At 32.6% G+C, this 22201-nt stretch carries 26 protein-coding genes, 1 tRNA gene, 1 other RNA gene and 1 pseudogene; 27 read left to right on the top strand and 2 right to left on the bottom strand.

The features are described 5' to 3' along the window. The first annotated feature begins 154 nt into the window (after positions 1-154). From BLV37_RS05910 to BLV37_RS05805, 22 genes are all read left to right on the top strand, one after another. Positions 155-1174, top strand: coding sequence for a calcium/sodium antiporter (locus BLV37_RS05910; RefSeq protein WP_091728634.1), 1020 nt, complete (start codon positions 155-157; stop codon positions 1172-1174). A 358-nt stretch (positions 1175-1532) separates the two neighbouring features. Then, the gene (locus tag BLV37_RS05905) at positions 1533-1937 is read left to right on the top strand and encodes a YtxH domain-containing protein (RefSeq protein WP_091728631.1); all 405 of its coding nucleotides are present in this window, start codon (positions 1533-1535) and stop codon (positions 1935-1937) included. A 44-nt stretch (positions 1938-1981) separates the two neighbouring features. Continuing rightward, positions 1982-2437 carry a hypothetical protein gene (locus BLV37_RS05900; RefSeq protein ID WP_091728628.1) on the top strand — a complete coding sequence of 152 codons (456 nt, stop codon included), beginning with the start codon at positions 1982-1984 and terminating at the stop codon, positions 2435-2437. 134 nt (positions 2438-2571) lie between these two features. After that, a complete protein-coding gene (locus tag BLV37_RS05895) occupies positions 2572-2898 on the top strand; it encodes a winged helix-turn-helix domain-containing protein (RefSeq protein ID WP_176967886.1) in 327 nt (108 codons plus the stop codon). Between the two features lie 93 nt (positions 2899-2991). Continuing rightward, entirely contained in the window at positions 2992-3825 is an 834-nt protein-coding gene (gene modA, locus BLV37_RS05890) for a molybdate ABC transporter substrate-binding protein (RefSeq protein WP_091728623.1), read from the top strand. Positions 3826-3837: 12 nt separating this feature from the next. Beyond that, complete coding sequence (gene modB, locus BLV37_RS05885) at positions 3838-4503, top strand: molybdate ABC transporter permease subunit (protein WP_091728622.1); 666 nt, start codon at positions 3838-3840, stop codon at positions 4501-4503. Between the two features lie 70 nt (positions 4504-4573). Continuing rightward, positions 4574-4666, top strand: a tRNA-Ser gene (locus tag BLV37_RS05880). A gap of 11 nt (positions 4667-4677) precedes the next feature. Continuing rightward, positions 4678-4942: signal recognition particle sRNA large type (gene ffs, locus BLV37_RS05875), an RNA gene on the top strand. 224 nt (positions 4943-5166) lie between these two features. Continuing rightward, positions 5167-7818 (top strand): HD domain-containing phosphohydrolase, encoded by a 2652-nt coding sequence (locus BLV37_RS05870; RefSeq protein WP_091728620.1) that lies wholly within the window; start codon positions 5167-5169, stop codon positions 7816-7818. A gap of 107 nt (positions 7819-7925) precedes the next feature. After that, positions 7926-9590: a DNA polymerase III subunit gamma/tau gene (gene dnaX / locus BLV37_RS05865; RefSeq protein WP_091728617.1), complete on the top strand. Its 1665-nt coding sequence runs from the start codon at positions 7926-7928 to the stop codon at positions 9588-9590. 16 nt (positions 9591-9606) lie between these two features. Continuing rightward, positions 9607-9942, top strand: a complete 336-nt coding sequence (locus BLV37_RS05860; protein ID WP_091728614.1) for a YbaB/EbfC family nucleoid-associated protein — start codon at positions 9607-9609, stop codon at positions 9940-9942. Positions 9943-10059: 117 nt separating this feature from the next. Next, positions 10060-10659, top strand: a complete 600-nt coding sequence (recR, locus tag BLV37_RS05855) for a recombination mediator RecR (protein WP_091728611.1) — start codon at positions 10060-10062, stop codon at positions 10657-10659. A 1492-nt stretch (positions 10660-12151) separates the two neighbouring features. Then, complete coding sequence (locus tag BLV37_RS05850) at positions 12152-12481, top strand: hypothetical protein (protein WP_091728609.1); 330 nt, start codon at positions 12152-12154, stop codon at positions 12479-12481. A gap of 138 nt (positions 12482-12619) precedes the next feature. Then, a complete protein-coding gene (locus BLV37_RS05845; protein ID WP_091728606.1) occupies positions 12620-13315 on the top strand; it encodes a hypothetical protein in 696 nt (231 codons plus the stop codon). 82 nt (positions 13316-13397) lie between these two features. Then, entirely contained in the window at positions 13398-13781 is a 384-nt protein-coding gene (locus BLV37_RS05840) for a hypothetical protein (protein ID WP_091728604.1), read from the top strand. A 28-nt stretch (positions 13782-13809) separates the two neighbouring features. Continuing rightward, on the top strand, positions 13810-14034 hold the full coding sequence (locus tag BLV37_RS05835) for a glycine zipper domain-containing protein (RefSeq protein WP_091728601.1): 225 nt from the start codon (positions 13810-13812) through the stop codon (positions 14032-14034). 124 nt (positions 14035-14158) lie between these two features. After that, a complete protein-coding gene (locus BLV37_RS05830) occupies positions 14159-14518 on the top strand; it encodes a hypothetical protein (RefSeq protein ID WP_091728598.1) in 360 nt (119 codons plus the stop codon). Positions 14519-14521: 3 nt separating this feature from the next. Then, on the top strand, positions 14522-14974 hold the full coding sequence (locus BLV37_RS05825) for a hypothetical protein (protein ID WP_091728595.1): 453 nt from the start codon (positions 14522-14524) through the stop codon (positions 14972-14974). A gap of 94 nt (positions 14975-15068) precedes the next feature. Continuing rightward, positions 15069-15695, top strand: a complete 627-nt coding sequence (locus BLV37_RS05820) for a DUF6518 family protein (RefSeq protein WP_176967884.1) — start codon at positions 15069-15071, stop codon at positions 15693-15695. Positions 15696-15752: 57 nt separating this feature from the next. Beyond that, positions 15753-16208 (top strand): hypothetical protein, encoded by a 456-nt coding sequence (locus BLV37_RS05815; protein ID WP_091728592.1) that lies wholly within the window; start codon positions 15753-15755, stop codon positions 16206-16208. Between the two features lie 35 nt (positions 16209-16243). Beyond that, positions 16244-16678 carry a hypothetical protein gene (locus BLV37_RS05810; protein WP_091728589.1) on the top strand — a complete coding sequence of 145 codons (435 nt, stop codon included), beginning with the start codon at positions 16244-16246 and terminating at the stop codon, positions 16676-16678. A gap of 5 nt (positions 16679-16683) precedes the next feature. Beyond that, complete coding sequence (locus BLV37_RS05805) at positions 16684-17247, top strand: pyridoxamine 5'-phosphate oxidase family protein (protein WP_091728587.1); 564 nt, start codon at positions 16684-16686, stop codon at positions 17245-17247. A gap of 387 nt (positions 17248-17634) precedes the next feature. On the opposite strand, the gene BLV37_RS05800 is transcribed toward BLV37_RS05805, so the two are convergent. Next, positions 17635-18039 (bottom strand): four helix bundle protein, encoded by a 405-nt coding sequence (locus tag BLV37_RS05800; RefSeq protein ID WP_091728585.1) that lies wholly within the window; start codon positions 18037-18039, stop codon positions 17635-17637. 571 nt (positions 18040-18610) lie between these two features. Here BLV37_RS05800 and BLV37_RS05795 point away from each other — a divergent pair. From BLV37_RS05795 to BLV37_RS05780, 4 genes are all read left to right on the top strand, one after another. After that, a complete protein-coding gene (locus BLV37_RS05795; protein ID WP_091728583.1) occupies positions 18611-19537 on the top strand; it encodes a ParM/StbA family protein in 927 nt (308 codons plus the stop codon). A 5-nt stretch (positions 19538-19542) separates the two neighbouring features. Continuing rightward, positions 19543-19827, top strand: coding sequence for a hypothetical protein (locus BLV37_RS05790; protein WP_091728580.1), 285 nt, complete (start codon positions 19543-19545; stop codon positions 19825-19827). A 753-nt stretch (positions 19828-20580) separates the two neighbouring features. Further along, positions 20581-21105 (top strand): hypothetical protein, encoded by a 525-nt coding sequence (locus tag BLV37_RS05785; RefSeq protein WP_091728577.1) that lies wholly within the window; start codon positions 20581-20583, stop codon positions 21103-21105. A gap of 32 nt (positions 21106-21137) precedes the next feature. Further along, on the top strand, positions 21138-21431 hold the full coding sequence (locus tag BLV37_RS05780; protein ID WP_091728575.1) for a sodium ion-translocating decarboxylase subunit beta: 294 nt from the start codon (positions 21138-21140) through the stop codon (positions 21429-21431). Between the two features lie 117 nt (positions 21432-21548). Here the strand turns inward: BLV37_RS05780 and BLV37_RS05775 are convergent, their stop codons facing one another. After that, on the bottom strand, positions 21549-21836 hold the full coding sequence (locus tag BLV37_RS05775) for a hypothetical protein (protein WP_091728572.1): 288 nt from the start codon (positions 21834-21836) through the stop codon (positions 21549-21551). A 185-nt stretch (positions 21837-22021) separates the two neighbouring features. Here BLV37_RS05775 and BLV37_RS05770 point away from each other — a divergent pair. Then, positions 22022-22201: pseudogene (locus BLV37_RS05770) on the top strand (transposase); the annotation flags it as partial.

Here is a 22201-nt window from a genome sequence, read left to right as displayed (position 1 = left end):
CACAGTTATTGTGTAATTAAGTCAACATCGTGATAATTTATTTAAATTATCTGGCTTAATTTGAAATAGTGAGACTTGCGTATAACTCAATAAGTTATACGCAGGTCTTTTATTTTTAATATATTACAAGATGAGTACAGAGAGGAGCAATTTAATGGACAAGCTATTAGAAGGATTTATAATTAATCTATCATCACCAGTAATATTTTTAATAATAGCAGGATCACTTTACACATTAAGTAAGGGAGCAGATGTTTTAGTAAGTAATGCAGTATCTATATCAGAACAGCTAGGAATACCAAAGATGATAATAGGAGCCACTATAGTCAGTTTAGGAACTACACTGCCAGAAACATCAGTTTCAGTTATGGCTGCAATAAAGGGTAATGCAGATTTAGCTCTTGGAAATGCCGTAGGCTCCATAATATGTGATACCGCCCTTATACTTGGTATTGCATCCTTGATTTCGCCACTGCCATTAAAAAAAGAAATTGTTAATAGACATGGATGGATTCAATTAGGATCAGGTATATTGCTAGTATTACTTTCCTTACCATATAGCAATATCAAAGGGATATTATCAGAAGGTGGACGTATAAACCAATTATCAGGCTTTTTACTGTTAGCTTTGTTAGCAGCATATATTTATATATCCATAAAATGGACAAGGAATCAAAATGAAGAAGAAGCGGCAACAATAGCCCAAGGATCTGTTGAAATCAACAAAGTATCTGTTTTTATAAGGTTAATAATTGGAATGGCAGTAGTAATACTTTCTTCAAAAGTGCTAATCCCTGCCGTAACAGAGGTAGCTATTAGAATGAAAGTACCAAACAGTATTATTGCAGCAACTCTTGTAGCATTTGGAACATCACTTCCAGAGCTAGTAACTGCAATCACAGCTACTCTTAAGGGGCATGGAGAGCTTGCTGTAGGAAACATCATTGGAGCAGATATCCTCAATGTATTATTTGTAATGGGTTCTGCAACAGCAGTTACAAAAGGAGGCATTGCAGTGCCGCCAGAATTCTTCACATTATATTTTCCTGCTATGATGTTTGTACTGGCCTTATTCAGAGTAGGAACCATAGTTTCAAAAGACAGTCTTAAAAGACCTTTTGGTTTCATATTACTTGCAACATATGCTTTAGTAACTATAATTAGCTATGTATAATATAGTAAATAGGGAATAATTATAAACTTAATATGGTACTCAAGAAAAAAATAATAGGGTGTAAAAACTTCTATTATTTTTTCTTTTGTTTAGATATTGAGGCTCAACTTTAATATGTTTATTTAACGGACTTGACTTAAATGAGCTTCAACATAAGCTTTTTTCAGAGATAAAAGTGTTAAAAATAATACAAATAAGGAGAAAACATGTTTATAGCAGTATTTTTTGTGTATATATATAAGAAGGATTGTTTTTAAAATAAAAATTTAATATACTGAATACTATTAAGTACAAGCAAATATTTGTTAGTGTATTAAGTTTTTAGTTTATTATTTAAATTTACTGAGGAGGTCGTATTATGCCAATTAAAAGTTTAATCGAAAAATCAAGAAGAGAAAAAGAATTAAAGGAAAGAAGAGCAAAAAGAGAGGTTGCTAAAAAAATAGTTAAGGGGACAGCAGTAGGAACAGCCATAGGCACTTCATTAGGAGCTCTCGCAGGGCTACTATTTGCTCCAAAGTCTGGAAAAGAAACTAGAGAAGATATAGCAAAGAAGACGAGAGAAACTACAGAAACAGTAAAGGAAACATTAAAAGAATCCGCTCAAGTTATGAAAGAAAAAAAAGAAGAGCTAGAAAAAAACATTAGAGAAAAAATTGAAGAAGTGAAAAGTAAAAAAGAAAATAAGGAAATAGAATGCTGCGAAGATTTAGAAGAATGTCAAGAATGCGATTGTGAAGAAGAAAAAGAGGAAAACCAATAATCTGCACCGAATAATACATATAGAAAAAAATTTGGAGGTGCAATATGGATACTGCTATTACCATTAAGGAACTGTTAATATTTATACTATCCTTAGTAGCCATAGGCTTTGGTATATATTTGATAATAGTGCTAAATAACCTAAATGGGATACTAAAAAAAGTAAAGCAAATGATTGATGATAATGAGAAGGCTGTAAAAGAGACTATTTCAAATTTGCCAGAAATAAGCGAAAACGTAAATATTATAACCGAAAAAACTAAAGATATTATCCAAGATGTAGAGCCAGTACTGCCAGAAATATTAGAAAATGTTAATTCTATTACTGAAAGTGTAAATGATGGCATGGATATAGCAATCGGAACTGTAGAAGTAGTTGGTGAAAGCATAAGTGATACAGTTGAGGCAATTAGAGATAGTGCATTAGGAGCTACTAATTACATAAAGCTTGTTGGAGAAATAATCAAGGTCATAAAGCAGGTAATTTTAAGAGACAGATAGTATGCAAGCCAGCAGAAATAATAGATTTCTGCTGGCTTTTAAAATTATATCAAAATCAAAAGGTTCTTTGTTATTGTAATCACAAGCCTCTTATGCTATAATGCATGTATAACATACAAGGTGGTATGATATTTATGAATTTAGGTTGGAGAATATGGCTATCAAAAGAAGATTCTAGAATCTTTGGAAAGGGACCAAAGGAGCTTTTGCTTAGAACAGAAAGCATGGGCTCTCTTAGAAAAGCTGCCATGTCTATGAACATGTCATACAGCAAAGCTTGGAACCTTATTTCCAACTTAGAGAAAGCATTAGAGATCAGAATACTTGACAAAACAATAGGGGGGATAGATGGAGGTAGCTCTACACTTACACAAGAAGGCAAGGAATTAATTAGAAAATATGAAGAACTAGAAAAAAGAGTAGAAGAGGCAGTTTTAAAAATTTATGAAGAAATATTCTAATTTTTTTGGCAGTCGTTATACTTTTTAATACATAACGAGTTGAAGAAGTACACGGATTTAAATTAATATGAAAAAAAGAGAGGATAGATGCATATGAAAAAAATAATCGCTTTATTATTAATTTTCACATTAGCTTTTGGACTTTATGGATGTTCAGGTGGCAATACTTCAAATGAAAACACAAATCAAAATGATAATATTAGTCAAAACGAAAACGTTAAAACAAATGAAGATCCTATAGAACTTACTATAAGTGCGGCAGCTAGTCTTACAGAGGCATATAACGAGCTAAAAGAAATATATGAGCTAGAAAAAGGTGTAAAGCTTACATTTAATTATGCAGCTTCGGGACCTCTTCAAAAGCAAATAGAAGAAGGAGCAGAAGTAGACGTATTTGTTTCTGCAGGACAAAAGCAAATGAATGAACTTGAGGAAAAGGATTTAATCTTAAAAGATACTAGAGAAGATATATATAGAAATGAACTAGTACTTATAACACCTGAAGAATACAAGGATGAAATTAAATCTATAAAGGATATAGTAGGCACAGATTTAAAACTAGCACTGGGAGTTCCAGAAACAGTTCCAGTAGGCCAGTATTCAAAGGATGCATTAGAGTATTTAGGAATATGGGATAAGCTAGAGCCAAACATAGTATTTGCTAAGGACGTAAGTCAAGTGCTTGCATATGTAGAGAAGGGTGAAGTAGCAGGGGGGATGGTTTATAGCTCAGATGCAGTTAGAGCAAAGCAAAGCTATCTAGCCGAAACTTTTGCAGAAGAAACTCACAGGCCAATTGTATACCCTGCAGCAGTAGTTGCATCAACTAAAAACAAAGAGGCTGCATCAGAATTCTTAAAATATTTAAGAACAGATAAAGCAAAAGAAATATTAGAGAAATATGGTTTTAAGATATATGAAAAATAGGCTGGGATGTAAATGATAATAAATCCAATACTAATGTCATTAAGGATAGCAACAGTATCTACTATTTTCACATTAATAGTAGGATTATTAATATCAAGATTATTAGTAAAATTTAATTTTAAAGGCAAAGATGCTATAGAGACATTTCTCTTATTGCCTATGCTATTACCACCATCTGTTGTAGGCTATGGTTTGCTAGTTCTCATAGGTAGAAGGGGAATAATAGGCAGATTTTTATATGAAGCATTTGGAGTAAAGCTAATTTTTACATGGGTGGCAGCTTGTATAGCTGCCTCCGTAGTTTCTCTTCCTCTTATGTATCAAAGCTGCAAAAGTGCGTTTTTAAAAGTAGATCCAGTATACGAAGCAGCAGCCATGTCTCTAGGAGCCAATAAAATAAAGGTGTTTTTAAAAGTAACTCTTCCTCTTGCCCTGCCAGGTATAATAAGTGGGATAGTTCTTTCCTTTGCTAGAGCCTTAGGTGAATTTGGAGCTACTCTTATGGTTGCAGGTAATATACCTGGAAAAACACAGAACATACCCTTGGCTATATACTATGCAGTTGAAGTAGGAGATAGCAAAACTGCAAATATATTAGTATCTATAGTAATTATCTTTAGCTTTGCTGTAGTCTATGGTATGAATTGGTGGTTAAAGAAAAAAGATAAACAAAATTGATAGATTGACATACTCTCTATTTTAAGCTATAATATAAATCTGTGATTATAAATTAAACACATTAGCATGTGGAGAGATGGCCGAGTCTGGCTGAAGGCGCTCGCCTGGAAAGCGGGTAGACGGCTAAACCGTCTCGCGGGTTCGAATCCCGCTCTCTCCGCCAATTAAATTTTGCCGTGCTAGATGGGGAGGTAGCGGTGCCCTGTAACCTGCAACCCGCTATAGCAGGATTGAATTCCCAGTCTAGGCATCCTGTTGTGAGGTCTGCCCTAGGAAAGTGATGTTGACGATTTGGTCCTGCGCAACGGAAATCTATGAACCCCGCCAGGTCCGGAAGGAAGCAGCGGTAAGTGGACTCTTTCGTGTGCCGCAGGGGTACCTAATCCGAGTTAACTACTTAGGTAACGCTTGTAGCAGTATGTCAAAACTGGGTGCACGGCTTTAAAAAATAGATTATGGATATCCATAGTCTATTTTTTTTGTTTTTGTAAAAAATAATTTGTTAACTAAAATCTAGTTAAAAAAAGGATTTTTTATTTTATTGTAGAATAACCTTATATTGTGAGGACAATTCTAGCGAAACATGTAGAATTATGCAAAGCTTTTGTGCTTTGCGGAAAATTCGTTTGTTTGACCCGATTATTATGATGGCAGGTGACCTTTATGTTTTCAAATACATATAGAAAAAAGCTGATAATAATATTTACCATAATAGCTATTATTCCTATTTTATTATTTGCAGCTAGCACATATACAAAAATTAACACCTATATAGTAGAAGAAAATATAAAGGCAAAAAATTTCCACCTTGAAAGCGAAGCTGAAAAGCTTGATATATGGTTTACAGTAAATGCTGAGAAAATATCTGATTTATCAGCTAATTATCCTCTAATAAAAGAACTCATGATTCAGACAGATGGTAAAAAAAGAGTTAATGAGTATCTTTCTTCCCTATTAAAATCCTCAAAAGAAATAATTAATATAAGAATAGTCACTGAAAACTCTGAGGAGTATTCATCAAAACCAATTCTTTCTTCAGGAGATCCCAGACTTAAACATGATTATATTAATGCCTTATTAAAAAAAGAGTTAGTTTGGACATTGCAAGGAGGAGAATACGATACTCCTGGCTATATTACTGCATCAATACCCTTTTTTGACAAGGAGGAAAAAATAGAAGGGGCCCTATTAGTAGACTTCAGCTTTGAAGGAATATTTAAAAGAATTACTGAAATAGAAACAGAGGGAAATAGTATAAAGTATGTATTAAACAGACAGGGGAAAGTGTTAAACGTTTCTGGTGACGAACTAATAGACATAGACAAGGCAGGAAAACACTATGAAAAAAACATATCCTCCCTAGCCTGGGAGATAGCTTATACAGACAGTGGAACAAAAAATATTACCCTTGACCAGGATTATTTAGCTATATTCTCTACAGTTCCTTCTACTAGCTGGAAAATTGTTTCCCTTATCCCTAAATCTAATATTTATAGTGGGATGAATGTATTGATAAAAGATGTTATTTATGTCTCAGCGATTTCCTTTGTATTCATAATACTTCTTTCTATGATGATATCTAAGGTTTTTACAGAGCCATTAGAAAAGCTTAAAGAAGGTGCTATAGAGATACAAAATGGTAACTATGACTACAAATTTAATATCAAAAAAGATGATGAATTTGGGCAAGTAGCCCTTTCCTTTAATGATATGGCATCTAAGCTAAAAAAATCATACGAAGACTTAAACTCTAATAATGAAATGCTATTAGAAATCAATGAACAGCTGCAGGATATGAATGTGGAGCTAGAAGCTTCTTATAATCAGCTAATGGCAACAACTGAGCAGTTAAACGAATCAGAACAGAAATTTAGAACTCTTATAGGAAATATGTATGACTTAGTATGGATTATGGATAGCGATTATAATGTAGTGTTTGCAAATGAACAAATAGAGTCTGTATTAAAGACAAACAAGGAAAACTTTGTAGGCAGCAATCTAGAAACGATTTTAAGCTATGTAACAGAAAATAAAGAAGAGCTCTATAATGAGATAATAAGTAGCGATTTAAGAAATAAAGAAATTAGCTTTGCAAACAGACAAGGACACAGATCAATTGTAGAAGCAAATACTAAGAGAGTAATAGAGAATGATAGATTAGTAGCCATACATGGAGTCATCAGAGATATTACTTCAAGAAAAGAAATGGAAGAAAATTTAAAGAGAAAAAATGAAGAGCTAGTAGTAATCAATAGGGTAAGCAGAGGATTAACTACTACTATGAATATAGAAACCTTAGCCCAAAGAGCTGCTGATGGTATTACAAGATTAATGGATGTGCCTGTATGCACTATTAGGCTTTTAGATGAGGATAGACTGAAGCTAAAAGCATATTCAGGAGATGCTTCGGATTTAATTACATTAGAGGATATACCAATAGATGAAGATGATATAGGCAAGGTAGCTAAAACTGGTAGATTACATATTTTTGAGGTAGGCAGGGAATATAAAAAGAGCAGATATACAGAGAGAATAATTGACTCGAATAAAATAAATTATTTAAACACCCTTCCTATAAAGGCGAGGGGTAAAATATCAGGTGTTATGGTAGTAGGTAGCCAAAGAAGTCTTGAAAAAGGAGAGTTCCATATACTTGCATCCATATCTAATCAGATAGCTTTGATTGCTGAGAACATAGCACTTTATGAAGGCTTAAAGCAAAATTATATAAAAACTATAAAGACACTAGCAGCAGCCATAGAAGCAAAGGATGAATACACAGAAGGACACTCCTATAGAGTATCTAAATATAGCCTAGAGATATCTAAATACATGGGAATGCCAAAGAAATTCTGTGAAGAAATAGAAGTAGCAGGTATACTACATGACATAGGAAAGCTTGGAATAAAGGATGGGGTGCTTACAAAACCAGGCAGATTAACAGAAAAAGAATATGAAATGATTAGAAGGCATCCTTTGATAGGCAGCAAGATACTAGAGGTAGTAGGATTTTCAGATGTGATAATGAATGGAATCAAATTTCACCACAAAAGATATGATTTAAAAGGATATCCAGAGGAAATATATATTGATGAGCTTCCTTTAGAAGCAGCTATAATAGGAGTAGCAGATGCTTTTGATGCTATGACTACAAATAGAGCATACAAAAATGCCATTACGCCAAAGGAAGCTATAGAAGAATTAATCCAAAATAAAAATACACAGTTCCATCCTTATATAGTAGACATTATGTCAGATTTATATAAGAGCAACAAAAGCATAATTGATACAATTATAGAAAGTGATGCAATGTAAAAAGGATTAGCAGAGTTTCAAAGCTAATCTTTTTTTAGTCAATACATTCTGGTATAAGGCTGAAAGATTTGGTATAATATATTTATTAAATGCATGAAGGTGATTAAATGGCTTATCAGGCTTTATACAGAAGATTCAGACCTATGACCTTTGACCATGTCATGGGTCAAGAGCATATAACTACAACCTTAAAAAACCAAATAAATAGCAACAACATATCTCATGCTTATCTGTTTTCAGGAACAAGAGGCACAGGGAAAACATCAACTGCAAAGGTATTTGCAAGGGCAATTAACTGTATTAATAATACAGACGGCAATCCCTGCAATGAGTGTGAAGCATGTAAGGGGCTACTAGAAGAAACTATAATGGACGTCATAGAGATGGATGCTGCTTCAAACACAGGTGTAGATGATATTAGAGACCTTAGAGAAAAGGCAAAATATCCACCTTCAAAATGCCGATACAAGGTTTATATAATTGACGAGGTTCATATGATATCAAAGAGTGCATTTAATGCACTTTTAAAAACTCTAGAAGAGCCACCAAAGCACTTAATATTTATCCTTGCAACTACAGAACCACAAAAACTTCCAGCAACCATATTATCTAGATGTCAAAGATTTGATTTTAAAAGAATATCCGTAAAAAATATAATAAAAAACATGGAAGTCATACTAGAAGAAATAGGTGTAAAAGCAGAAGAAAAAGGACTTAATTTAATAGCCAGAAATTCAGATGGAGCCATGAGAGATGCTCTCAGCTTGTTAGATCAATGTCTTTCTTTTTCTGGGGACGAATTGACCAACAATCATGTGCTTTCCATATTAGGAATAGTAAATAACGATATAATATACAATATAGCAGAGTCTGTAATAGAAAAAAATACTCAAAAAGCTCTTGAACTAATAAATGATATAGATGTAAATGGTAAAGACATAAATCAGTTTATAAAAGATTTAATACTCCATTTTAGAAATTTAATGGTGGCAAAGGCGTCTAACAATCTGGAAAATATAATAGATGAGCCTGAGGAGATTATAGATAGACTAAAAGAGCAATCAAATAAAATAGATATAAATAGAATAATTAATATACTAAAAATTCTATCAGATGCAGATGCTCAGTGTAAGTGGTCATCTCAGCCCAAGATAATATTAGAAGTAAGCCTCATAAGAATGCTAAACGAATCATCTAGTTTAGAGCTTAGGGAGCTTATGGAAAGAGTAAATACCTTAGAAGAAAGGCTTGATAAGGGCAATATTGATAGCAATGCTTCTTTAGAAAGACAGATAAATAAGGGAGCAGAAAGAAGACCGATTGCTCCTGTAGAAAACACATCTCCAGATCAAGATAATCAAGACACACAGACAGAGGCTTCTAGTGATTCTATGGAAATAAAGGATGCTGCCAATATAAACATAAATATGGACACTATCATTAAGGAATGGAACAATATATTAAAGGCTATAAAATCTGAGAGAATAGCTCTTCATGCCTTGATTATGGAGGGAAAGCCTGTAGGCTATAAAACTGGCACACTTACGATAGCTTTTGATGAAGGATTTATGTTTCATAAAGAAGCTATTGATAAAACAGAAAACAAGGAAATTGTAGAAGGTATTATAAGTAAATGCCTAAAAGCAAACATAAAAGTCAAATTTATTATGTCAGAGGACAACTTAGAAAACAATGATGATGAACAAGACAAGAAGCTTATACAAAAGGTTATAGACCTATTTGGAGAAGATTTAGTAGAAATTGAAGAATAATGAGGAGGTTTTAATAATGGCAAGAGGTGGATTCCCAGGAATGGGAAATATGGGAAATATGATGAAACAGGTTCAAAAGATGCAAAAGCAAATGGCAGAAATGCAAAAAGAGCTAGAGGAAAGAGAAGTAGAGGCAAGTGCAGGAGGAGGAGCAGTAACTGTAAAGGTAAATGGTAAAAAAGAAATACTTGCAATAGAAATAGACAAGGATGTAGTAGATCCAGATGATGTTGAAATGCTACAAGACTTGATAATGGCAGCAACAAACGAAGCACTAAGAAATGCAGATGACATGGTAAATAGAGAAATGCAAAAAGTAACTGGCGGTATGAATATACCAGGACTATTCTAGGTGTTTCAGTATATAAGTATTAATAAGACCACTGAGAAGCTTTAATTTTCTTTCCTGTGGTCTCGTTTTTTTTAGTTTTATTTTGCTGAAACCAGCTTATTTGAAAGGATGATGTATATGGAGTACTTTGCGCCTCCCTTGGCAAGTCTTATTGAAGAATTTTCAAAGCTACCAGGTATAGGAAGGAAAACAGCCCAACGGCTTGCATTTCATGTGCTTAATATGGATACAAAGGATGTAAATCAATTTATTAATTCTATAATAAATGCGAAAAAAAATATTAAATATTGCAGCATATGCAGCAATCTTACCGAAAAAGACCCTTGCTTTATCTGTGATAGCACAAGAAGAGACAAAACTGTAATATGCGTTGTAGAAGACCCTAGAGATGTTATAGCCCTAGAAAGAACAAAGGAATTTAACGGTTTATATCATGTACTCCATGGAAGCATTTCCCCTATGGAAGGCATAGGGCCAGAGGATATAAGGATAAAAGAGCTTCTTCAAAGGCTACAAGTAGTAGATATTAAAGAGGTAATACTAGCCACTAATCCAACCATAGAGGGAGAAGCCACAGCAATGTATATATCAAAGCTTCTAAAGCCACTAGGCATAAAAACCACAAGAATAGCTCATGGGATACCAGTAGGTGGTGACCTGGAATACGCTGATGAAGTGACAATCTCTAAGGCTTTAGAGGGTAGAAGGGAAATATAGCATGGAATTTTTTTATGTCCCCATCAAATAAAGTCCTATCATTATGCAAATTCTCGATAGGAAGTAAATAAAGTAGTATTAGGAAACATGGTTTATTAGGGTCAAGGAAAGCCCTGTAGGCCATGTTTTTTATTAGAAGTTTACGACGGATATAGAAAAAGGAGACAAGGCTAAAAGTCAGATAAATCAATGAATTGGAAGATTGAATGGATAAGAAAATGGAAGAATAAATGGACAAAATCTCCCCTTATCCCTAGTTCCTAAATCCTATTATTTCCTCAATCCTAATAGAACTTTATTTTCGTTTTTTACCCTGATTTTTAAGAAATACAAGTACTTTATAAGGTCAGGTTCAAGGATTAAGGAATTAAATGGATAATTGGAAGAGAATAACAAGTCAGTAGTATCAAGGGTTTGAGGGGCGTTGGTGAGAGAACTTTATTTGAAAAAGAGGAGGAGTTTGTTTGATGAACACATAGTTAGGAACAAGGAAAAAGGGGTAAGGAATATAGGAAATAAATTAGGCAGAATATAGGGGTTAATTAGTTGTTGTAAAAAGAAAATAAAGTAGTGGTATTAGAAGGGATAAGGAATAAGGGAAGGCATTGGTAATACAGGGTTTGGTTAAGTTCCAAGGTTAAAAGAATATGGAGATTAAAGGTAATTCGTGAAATGACTTTATTTACTTTTACTATATAACATAGGCCTATTTTTCTGTTTCTAAAAATAATGTTGCGAAAAATTCTAGAAACAGAAAAGTCCTTGCATTGCAGAAAAGTAGTTACAAAAAGAAAATAAAGTTCTTAGATGGTGTTTTACCCACATTTTTTGATACATGAATGGGGATAAAGTATATAAAATATAAGGGAATTGTGGATAAAAGGGAAAAAGAATTAGGACATTATTTACTTTTTATAAGAACTTAGCATGTTTTTTCTGTTTCAGAAATGATAGAAATAAGTTTTAGAAAAAGAAAAAATATTTTTATGGATGGTAAAGTTCTTTTATAATGAAAATAAAGTTGTGTCATTTAAAGGTATAAGGAACAAGGAAAGGCATTGGGAATACGAGATTTGATAATGGTTTAAGGTACAAGAGGGTTGGTAATTGTAGGGAATTCATATAAGGACTTTATTTGCATCTCTATAGAACATGCCCTATTTTTTCTGTTTCTTAAACTCATATGGATAATAATTTAGAAACAAAAAAATATTTTTGCTGTAAGGAAAGTTCTATCAAAGTGAAAATAAAGTTATACTAGTTTTATCCAAATATAATCTACTATTTTAAATTTATATATGTATAATGGAAATATATATGAGTTAGTTATATCAGTAGGATTATATGAAGCAAAGATAATTTATAAATATTACGAATTGGTATAGTGGTACGAAATAAAAATTTCCTATATGGAAATGGAGATGGTGGCTTGAGTAATTTGAAAATCATTCTAATAAACACAGTATTGTTTTTTTGTGGGTGGACATTAATAATGTTTTTAGGTGCAGACTTTCCTCCGCCAATCGGTTTTTTGTGGTTAATACTACTAATTGCAATTTTAGACTTCATTCAATATAAATATTTGCAAAACTTTTTACCACAACTTCGTGAAAAAAAGAAAAATTTATTTATAAAGAATTTTCTTTTTTTCACAATTGGTGGAATAGCAGTATCTTTATTTTTCTTGGCTATCAAAAACAAAATCACTTTAGAAATAGGCATGTCCAATATCATAATTTGGATTGCTGTACTTGCTTTGGCAGGTGCTATATATGGGGTTTGCTTTTGGTTTTTTAACCTTTTGTTGTTAAAGAAATTTTAGAATGTAATGAAGTTATTATGACACACCATTTATATGTCGTGAAAAACAACATGTTATTGTGTAATAAAGATTATTTATAGCGAGATATTTGGATGAAGAAATCGCTATTCAATCAATGTAAGTATAGGGGAGTTATTTATGTGTACAAGTTTTATTTATCGAGGACAAGATACAATTATTGGAATGAATTTTGATAACAATGGTATGAAATACTCTATTGACACTAAAAATCCTAACTGGTTTATTGTACAAGTTGATAATGGACATGGGAAATATCCATCTTTTGGAGTGGATTGTTTTGGTAGGTTTTTTAATAATCTTGTAGTCAATTCAAATGGGAAAGGTTTATACAAAAGAGCAAGCAAAAAAGTTACTCATACCACCAAACTTATCACAGATATTATCAATGGCGTTATTTGTACGGAAAATCTGGGGGAATATCTAGAAAACATTGAGGTTGTAAATACTCCAAACTGGAGCAGTCATAATATGATTTGCGATTCAAATGCAAATGTTTGGGTAGTAGAACCTGGCCGTGGCAATATAAGCAATCCAGCAAAATCTTCACCATTTTTTGTTATGACGAATTTCTCGTTATGGGACAATTTATATGAAAATGTTGAATGTGACTGCATCAGATTTAAAACCGTATCCTATGCATTAGAAAAAGCAAAGCAAGTAAATATTGAAACAGCATTTAGTATTCTTGACACTGTAAGTCAAAGAAATGGGGAATGGGTTACTGACTTTTCTATGGTTTACTCAAAGAATCTTCGTACAGTATATTACTGCTTTAATGGGAATTTTAATGATAGGTTTGAATATAAGTTTTGAAATTTGGTTGGTTGCCCTATCTAACTGGTGGGTTATAGAAGTATGAGATGTAGAGAAAGGAAAATGTTGAGGGGTGAGAATATTGCCGAAAATCAAATTACAAGATTTAAGAAAGGTTTTAAACACAGATGTAGTAAAGTATAATTCCTGTATTGAAATGAATTTTTGTATTGATAACGATATAGTGTATGATGATTGCTGGCTGGGGAAAATGCCAGATAGAGATAATCCTAGAAAAGCAGTATACTGGTACGGGTTGGTTCCAGATGGTTCACAAGCATATGATTATACTAGATTAGAGGACATTATAAATGCAAAGGTCTTTAATGGAAAAAGTATGCGTGATGTTATTGAAAAAGTAACATGGTATTCGCTAGATGGTTGTAGTATAGAGGAAAGGTTACCTGATTATCTTGATGGGAATAGAGAAAGTCTCGAGAAGTCTATACCTATAAATATTAAGTAGAAAATAGAAAGACGAGGAAATTGAAATCATGGATGAAAAGGATAAGGAAAATAAAGATACAGAGATTGATGATGAAAACAACGACAGTTCTGAAGAAAACGAAGAAGATAATTATTTGGCAGTAGGAATGTGCATGGGTATGTGTCTTGGAATGATAGTAGGTAATTTGCTTTTTAAAAATACAGGTATAGGTATGAGTATTGGAATGTGTTTGGGATTGGCAATTGGCTCAAGCATTAAACAGAAAAAATAGTTGTATTTGGTAATAGGATTATGAGCATAATGTGTGATTAATTAATGCATATTCTTGTTATGTTGTGACAGAACAGTATTAAAATACTTACCAAGTACAATATAAGTTTTAAGAGGTGATAAACTTGAAATCATACTCTATTATTACGGGGAACCCCTATGAGCAACTAATTATTAGTAATATCAGTGTTTCCTACGAAGATTTCAATAATGGGAATCCGTATAATACAACTTTTAATGTTAAAGTAATTTCAGGAGATTTTACAGGGGTTTCTGAATTTGAATACAACATTAAAGACTTTATACGTTTTGTTAAGGAAATAAGAGAGTTATATGATTTTAAATTAAGACAGGTAGAACTAAATGATATTTGCTACGGCTCTAACATACAATTTTGTTTGGATAAAACAGGTCATATTACAATATCAGGAACAATATACGGAAATGCTGTTGAAGAAACTTTTATAGAGGTAATGGAGGGATAACAAGTGCAAAAGTATTCTATACATTTTGAGATATCACAAGGACGTAAAACTAAAAATGGGATGATAGTTCCAACTAACTATAATTTTTGGGAACCATTACTATCTCATTTTATAAAAAAATGTACTCATTTTAGAATTGACTGCTGGATTGATGAAGAAATAGCCATTGAAGGAGCAGAAGTTTTTGGGAGAGTTCTTGATACAGGCATAGATAACATGAAAGTTTTCACTGGAGAAATTACAAAAGAATTTGTATTTGAATTAATACATAATCCTTTTGATGAGGAAGGCAAAATAAAATGGTTTAGCATCTTTTTCATGGATGAGGATAAGTATGTTTTTTCAGCGGAGCATTATGGTAGTGAATTTGCTGCTGAATGTTTGACTAAAGAAGAGGTTGAATACATTCATTCAATTATACCAAAAGATTTTCATTTTGATGTGTACGATAGATAATTTTAATAGTGATGAAGTAGATGAGATTAATATAATCACCTAATAGATAATAGAGAATATTATTGAGGAGTATTAAATTAATGCTGTTAGTGAAATGAGGAATGAAACCATGCTAAATACCAAACAAAAGGCAACCCGAATTATGTTATTTTTTGTTTTAGGAATCCTTTCCGGATTTCTTGCAAAATATATTGATACTATACCTTCGAATGGTACGATTGGCAGTCTAATTAACATAATTAGCAACATAAGTTCCAGAATAGGAATATGGGTCTTTATTGCTAGTATTATTGCCGCATGGAGCAGAACACCCAAAGCAGGAGCAATTCATGTTTTTGCTTTTTTCGTCGGAATGCTGCTGGCTTACTATATATATTCTATGAAATTATTTAATTTCTTTCCTACATATTATTTCATTCGCTGGGGATTAATTGCCTTATTATCTCCGTTGGCTGCCTATATTGTTTGGTTTAGCAAAAGAAATGGATGGATTTCAGCATTATGTGCTGCCCTTCCTATTGGATTATTGGTTTCAGAAGGGTACAACTTTTTTTATACCTTTTCTCCAGTTTCAGGGTTTGATTTAATTGCTTCTATTATACTTTTTTGCATTTTACCGAAAAACAAATATCAATGTTTAAAAGTATCGATATTTACAATATTAACATCAGTATTTCTCAGTAAATTTGATTTGTTGTCTTATATAATTGGTGGGCTATAGAAGTATGAAATGTAGAGAATGAATAAGGCTAAAGAAATCTGAAAGGAATAAAATGTTATGATGAAGACCTTTTATTTACAAGATTGGGTGCTTAAAATTGATGTTGAAAAAACTAAGGAATATTATAATAGTATAACAGTTGAAGAAGGCTGTGACTGTGATTACTGTAAAAACTACATAATGAATTGTAAAACATTTTCGAAAGAAGTTATGGACTTTTATACGATTTTAGGAATTGACCCTCGAAAAGAAGGGGAGTTTATGGAGTATGAAACTGATATTAATACTAATGAACATTTATATATGGGGTTGTATCATTTGGTGGGTAAAATCGTTAAAAGACCTAGTGCTGGAATTAGGAAGTGGGATGATTTAAATATTATAGGAATTGACAATGTGAAGTTTATATTTACTGATGAGTTGGACCTTGTATCAGAGAACTTTCCAAGACCAGTACTTCAATTAGAATTTGAAGTTACGCTGCCGTGGCTACTGAAAGAAAAGCATTTATGAAAGTTAATTAAGCAGTAAAATGGGAGGATAATGAGATGGATTGGAAAGAGATTAATTCAGAAAATGATATAAATGATTTGCTAAAGACTTTTGGAGGATTCCATGATGGAGTTTTAAGGGAAATGCATCTTTGGAATGATTATTATGTAGACGAAGATTTAAGCATGGATTCTGGAGATGGAATGCTTAATGCGAAAGTATTATTTCAAAGGCAAGGAAAAGAGCCTTCTACAATAGAAATGCTATTTTGGGGTGTCAATAAGATAAATATTATATCAACTCCTCCAAATCACTGGTATATGATATTTGATACAACATTGGTTTATAAGGATGGCTTATATTATTGGGCTGAAGCAGGGGATTGGGAGATAGGAGATAATAGTGTTACATGGCTTTCTTCCAAAAATATAAAATGGAGAAGTGTGGATGGGTGGCTTGGGAGTAAGTTAAAATATGGAACAAGCAGGTGAAATTTATGAGAAGAAAAGATAGAGAAATGGACAGGGAATTTGGGCTTAAAGTTATAGATAAATCCATATATGGAGTTCTTTCGATGGTAGATAATGATAATGAACTTTACGGTGTTCCCCTTTCTATTGCAAGAGATGGAAATACGTTATATTTTCATTCGGCTATGGATGGGAGAAAGGTTAAGGCACTTAAGGAGAATCCTAAGGTTAGTGTAGTTTTCGTTGGGGAGACAAAAATTCCAGAAATCTACTCCAACGAGGAATTAGATGAAATCATGAAAGATAAATCAAAAGCAGGAATACTTAGTAGTAAAGTTTTTACTACCGAATTTGAATCTGCTATTGTAGTAGGGAGGGTGAAATTAGTAGAGGATGACGAAGAAAGGGTCAGAGGACTAAGGCTAATATGTGAAAAATACACCCCAACAAAGATGGTTTACTTCCCTATGGCAGTTAAAGCAGGATTAAAAGGGACTAATGTATATTCTATAGAAATTGAAGAAATTACAGCCAAAAGAAAGAAATATAATGTAAACGGAGAAGAACTAAAGTGGGGCAGAATTGAATAAGTGTCGGGGATAAGGATATTCTATGTACGTTACGGGAATATAGGGTACATTACGGGAACTTAAAGTATATTAAGGGAATTTATTATACAGTTATGAAAATTAAGAGTAAAATGTAGTATAATATATAAAGGAATGTGAAAGCCAAGGTGGGTCAATACCTTAACTTTAGGAACATTTTTTTATAATAGGACTATTAGGATTTTTTAGAATGCTTTGGAGGATTAGCGGTCTTTCCAAGGCGTTTTTTCTTATTGATTGCACTAATTTTAAAAGGGGCAACATTACCTGTAGGGCTAAAAAATGCGTATAGGAAGGCTAGAAGGAGGAATAAGGCATAAGGGGTTAAGGTAGAAAGGGAAAAACTCTTAACCCTTGTTTGTACCATTATTAGGAGTCACTAAAATCTGAATCATTACCTATCTCCAGTTTCAACCTTTTTATATAACCATAGAGCATTTTGATAATCTCGGTTGTTTTATTATCTAGAATCTCATATTGTTCTTTTGAAATATAATTATTCTGAAAAGCGGTAAGAAGATGATTTCTTACTTCTCCTGCACTACCTAAAGCAGCGTTTGCATGGAATAATTCCCGCTTTATAAACAGTTGGGTATTTCCTTCTGCAATATTTGCTCCTATGCTTCTAACAGCCCGTACTAACTGGTCTGTAAGCCTATATTGCTCATAACTGGGAAATCCTTTAACTAATTCCCCTATATCCTGTTCCAAAGCATTCGACTTCTGCCAAACTTTTAGGCTTTTGAAGTCTTTTATGTATAAATTTTGACTCATAGAATTCATCCTTTCAAGTTTGATTTTCCACATTATACGGAAGAGCAGGGATAAGTCAAATTTTGATAGAAGGATTTTTGTAAGGTAATCATTAGAAGGGAAAAGGGTTAAGGTATTGTATTAAGGGGGAGCACAATATATATACTTGTTCCTTAACCCAATAAACCTTCTCCCTAATATACCCTAAACTAGTTTTTGTCGCTTAAAAACTTCTACGAATGCCGTGAATTAAAGGGTTTGAAGAGATTTACTAAATACATAATATATAAAAAGGATTTAGGTAAAAGGAAATGAGAAAAAAGTCAAAAAATTAGAAAAAATGCTTGACTTTGCATAGAATGATTTATTATAAAATATATGTTTACGTTTATTAAGGCATTTTACAATGTTTATGAAATAACCTCCGTATTATTTAATTTTGTGCTTACCTGGTTTTGCGGGTAAGCAATTTTTTTTGCAGAAATACTTGAAATCATAAAAAATGTTTCATTAAGATGCAAAAGAACATAAAGGAACCTGATAAATCTAAGAAGGACCTTTCATAAATAAAATTGGAAAAGGAGTGCTGCATATGGAAAATAAAACAATTATTGGAGTTGACCACGGCAACCGATTTATTAAGTCTTTAGAAGGAATTTATTCGTCAGGATATGTTGAAAGCCTTACTGTTCCCCCTATAACAGAAAACTTACTGTATTACAACGACAAATACTATTCAATCGGGGGAAATAGAGTTAAATATCGTTATGATAAAACGTTAGATGAAACTTTCTTTATCCTCACGCTTCCAGCGTTGGCTATGAGGTTAAATAAAGAAGGACTAACAAGTGCAGATGCAATTTTAGGAGTTGGATTACCGTTATCCCACTTTCAACTAAAACAAAAGTTCATCAATTATTTTAAAAGGGAAAATATTGATTTTACCTATAATCAGAAGAAATACCAGGTAAATATTAAAGAGGTTATGTGCTTCCCGCAGGCTATTTCAGGCTACATGCTTCACTTTGAAAAGTATAGAGGAATTGACTACTTGAATCTGCTCGATTTTGGGCAGGTAACCTTGGATGCGGTAAAAATACATCAAGGGAAGCCAATTATTAATTCAGCAATTAGTTTGAACTGGGGAATGATAAAACTAGTTAAAAAGATACAAGAACAGATAAGAAAGGAAACAGGTATTGAAATTTCAGAGGAACAAATTGAGATGACACTTCAAGGAAAAAAGGCATTGTTTTTCGATGATAGGATAGACAAAATCATAAAGACAGCAACTATTGCTTTTGTTAATGAAATGCTGGACGAACTCCGTGAAAACGGCTATGAACTTCAGGCAACAATGAATTTGTTGATGGGTGGGGGAGCCTATATTGTACAAAAGACCCTTGACCTTGGACAACATCAAAATCGCATCGGATATACTGAAATACTTGCTGAAAGTCAGATTGCTAATGCTCTTGGATATGAAAGGCTTATTAAAGAAGCCTTGAGAAGAAGGTGAAAAGGATGGGAGAAACAAAGAGAATAAACCTTAGTTTTGATTTGAGAAGCGAGAAAGCAAGAGAAGTTTATGAAATCATAATATCCAAGCGTTCTGCAAAAACAGCATTTGTTATAGAAACTGTCTTTGCTTATTTAGAGAACAACAAATCGATAGATAAGCAGACTATAAAAGATGCTTTCAAGGAGGCCATTGAGGAAATAGGGGTTTTTACAGTTAATAAAGCAAATGGTGAAGAAATAGCAGACGGTATCCCTGATGATGTTTTTGATATTATAAATCAGATATGATGTGAAGAGTAGGAGTAAGGTTTAGCCTTATTTCTGCTCTTTTTACTATAGAACATTTTTAGTATTCAACCTTAATCTTTATCCTTTACCCCTCGAGTCCCTATATTGCATTCACATAAAGGGTTCTCAAACGAACTGGAATAAAAAGTTAGGAACTAAAAGGAACTAATACTCTATCTTTAGGGAATAAAGGGATAAAACTCTTTACAATCAACATCTAATATGATACTTTTAATGCAGACATTCTAGGGAGTGTTAATAAGCGGACAAAATGGAGGAAATGGTTGCTCTGTAGCAATTTATTTCCTCTGTTTTGTTTTTATATTAAAATATTTTGCATTTTAAGGGGCGAAACTCGATTTTAGAAACGTTACTCTTATATAGAGAAGTAATAAGAATGAATTATTAGAAATGCACCTTTTTGCGTCAGAAACGGAGCAATTTGATAGGTATTATATGCTTTGGCTAAGGAAAAAGGGTTAGAAATGGTTTTTAAGTATTAGGGGATAAAAAGCGATTCTAAAATATAACTATAATAGGTACAGGGGAGATTATTGGTTAAAAGGAGATAGGTGTCGTGGAATATAGTGTATTGCGAATAATAACAGTTCGTTCTTTCTTACCCATTTTCTTATTAAAAATCTATAGAAAAGACTCTATTAATAACTTCGGTTATACAATATAATAGTAAATATATAACCTTGGGAAAATGTAGAGAGATAGTACATGTAACCTTTATGAGGTGAGGAAGATATGAAAATCAAAAAGAAAACTATCATTATATCAGTACTTTTAATAATACCTTTGATACTATTTTTATTAAGTTATATAAATTATCGTAGTCAAAGAATCGATAATGAGCACTTAGAAAGTTTCAAAAGTGAACTGATGACAACTGTCCAGCAAAACTCATCTTTTGATATGAATAATATAACTCCTTTTGAATGGGATAGGATGTATGTTATACGACCTTATATTAGCAGAACAGAAATGCAGAAGGTAATAGGCATAAAATGGACTACAGCGGACACTTATATCGGTTATCTAATATGTGATAAAACTTGGTTCGGAGAGCACCCATTGGATGATGATATATTTCATAAACTAATTTTTGTAAAAGATAATAAAGTAGTTCTAGATATTACTCTCGACAGGAATGATGTGGATTTTACACAGATTAATAGTCCTGTTATAAACGATGACTCTCTATTTGACATTGATAAAGCAGATGAAAGAAATATCATAAAAACAAGTAAGCAGCAAAAGATGATGCCTTAATAAAAAACGAATATATATGGAGTGAGTAAGATATGAAAAATAGGAAATTAACGAAGGCAATTACAGCAGTTACCGTTACATGCACTTTAATAGCCGTTATCAGTGCATTTTCCAGTTACTTATTGCCATTATACTTATCATATAAACTTAATAAGGATATAAGAGATGCGGGTTCAGTAGGAATTATAGGTGGTGCAGACGGACCAACAGCAATTTATTTGTCAGGTCAAATTTCTTCGCACTGGGTTACAGTTATCTTTGCAGCATTAGCGATTTTGGGAGTTATATATTTAATTGCGGTTAAAAATTCAGTAAAAAAATCATAATCCAGAACCACATTTTAACAATAAAAAGTGTGCAGAATGCAGGTTTTTTATTGCAAAAAAACAGTGTGATATTATGTAAAAAGGCTTTTCAGAAAAAACTGAAAAGCCATAAGATTATTAATCAGATAGCCATTCCTCAAGACATTTTATCATCTCACTGATATTTGGATAGCATTGTGTGAACATATCAGATGATAATTCAGGTATTCTACCTGATAATTTGCCCAGCAAGTTCTTTAACTCATCCAGTAAATCTAATCCATCACTGTAGTTGTAATGGTAGACCGTTTCAAGGACATCGAAGTAGTATTCGGCATCCCGATATTCCCTAGAATCTTTACCAAAGGCTTGCATCACAGAAGTTAGCAGTCTATTAATTTCTTGTTTAAGATGTTTGTTTTTCATGATGTCACCTCCATTCTATTAAAGGTATAGCGTTTGTCATAACTTGCAACGCTTGAAATCACTGTGTTCTATACAGTGATTTTTTCTTATCACTCAAAAATATTTCTATTTTCAAAAAGGGTTTTCGCCTCTTTATGTCAAATAATATAAGTACCACCAAATATTATATTAAGGAGGCGAAGCCCTTGTTTGAACGTCAATTAATCTTTAATAACATTGATTTATTTACATCTAATAGCAAAACAAAATTTTATGAAAAAATCTTCGATATCATTGATTTGTCTAGTTTCCCAAAATATCATTCGTCTAAAGTTGGACCTACTGGTTATTGTCTTCATGCTCTTTTAAGATCCTTTATCGTTATG

Source organism: Proteiniborus ethanoligenes, from assembly GCF_900107485.1.
In the GTDB taxonomy this organism is placed as follows: Bacteria; Bacillota; Clostridia; order Tissierellales; family Proteiniboraceae; genus Proteiniborus; species Proteiniborus ethanoligenes.
Note: the sequence above shows the minus strand (reverse complement) of the source record. Positions and strands in the feature narration are given on the sequence as shown.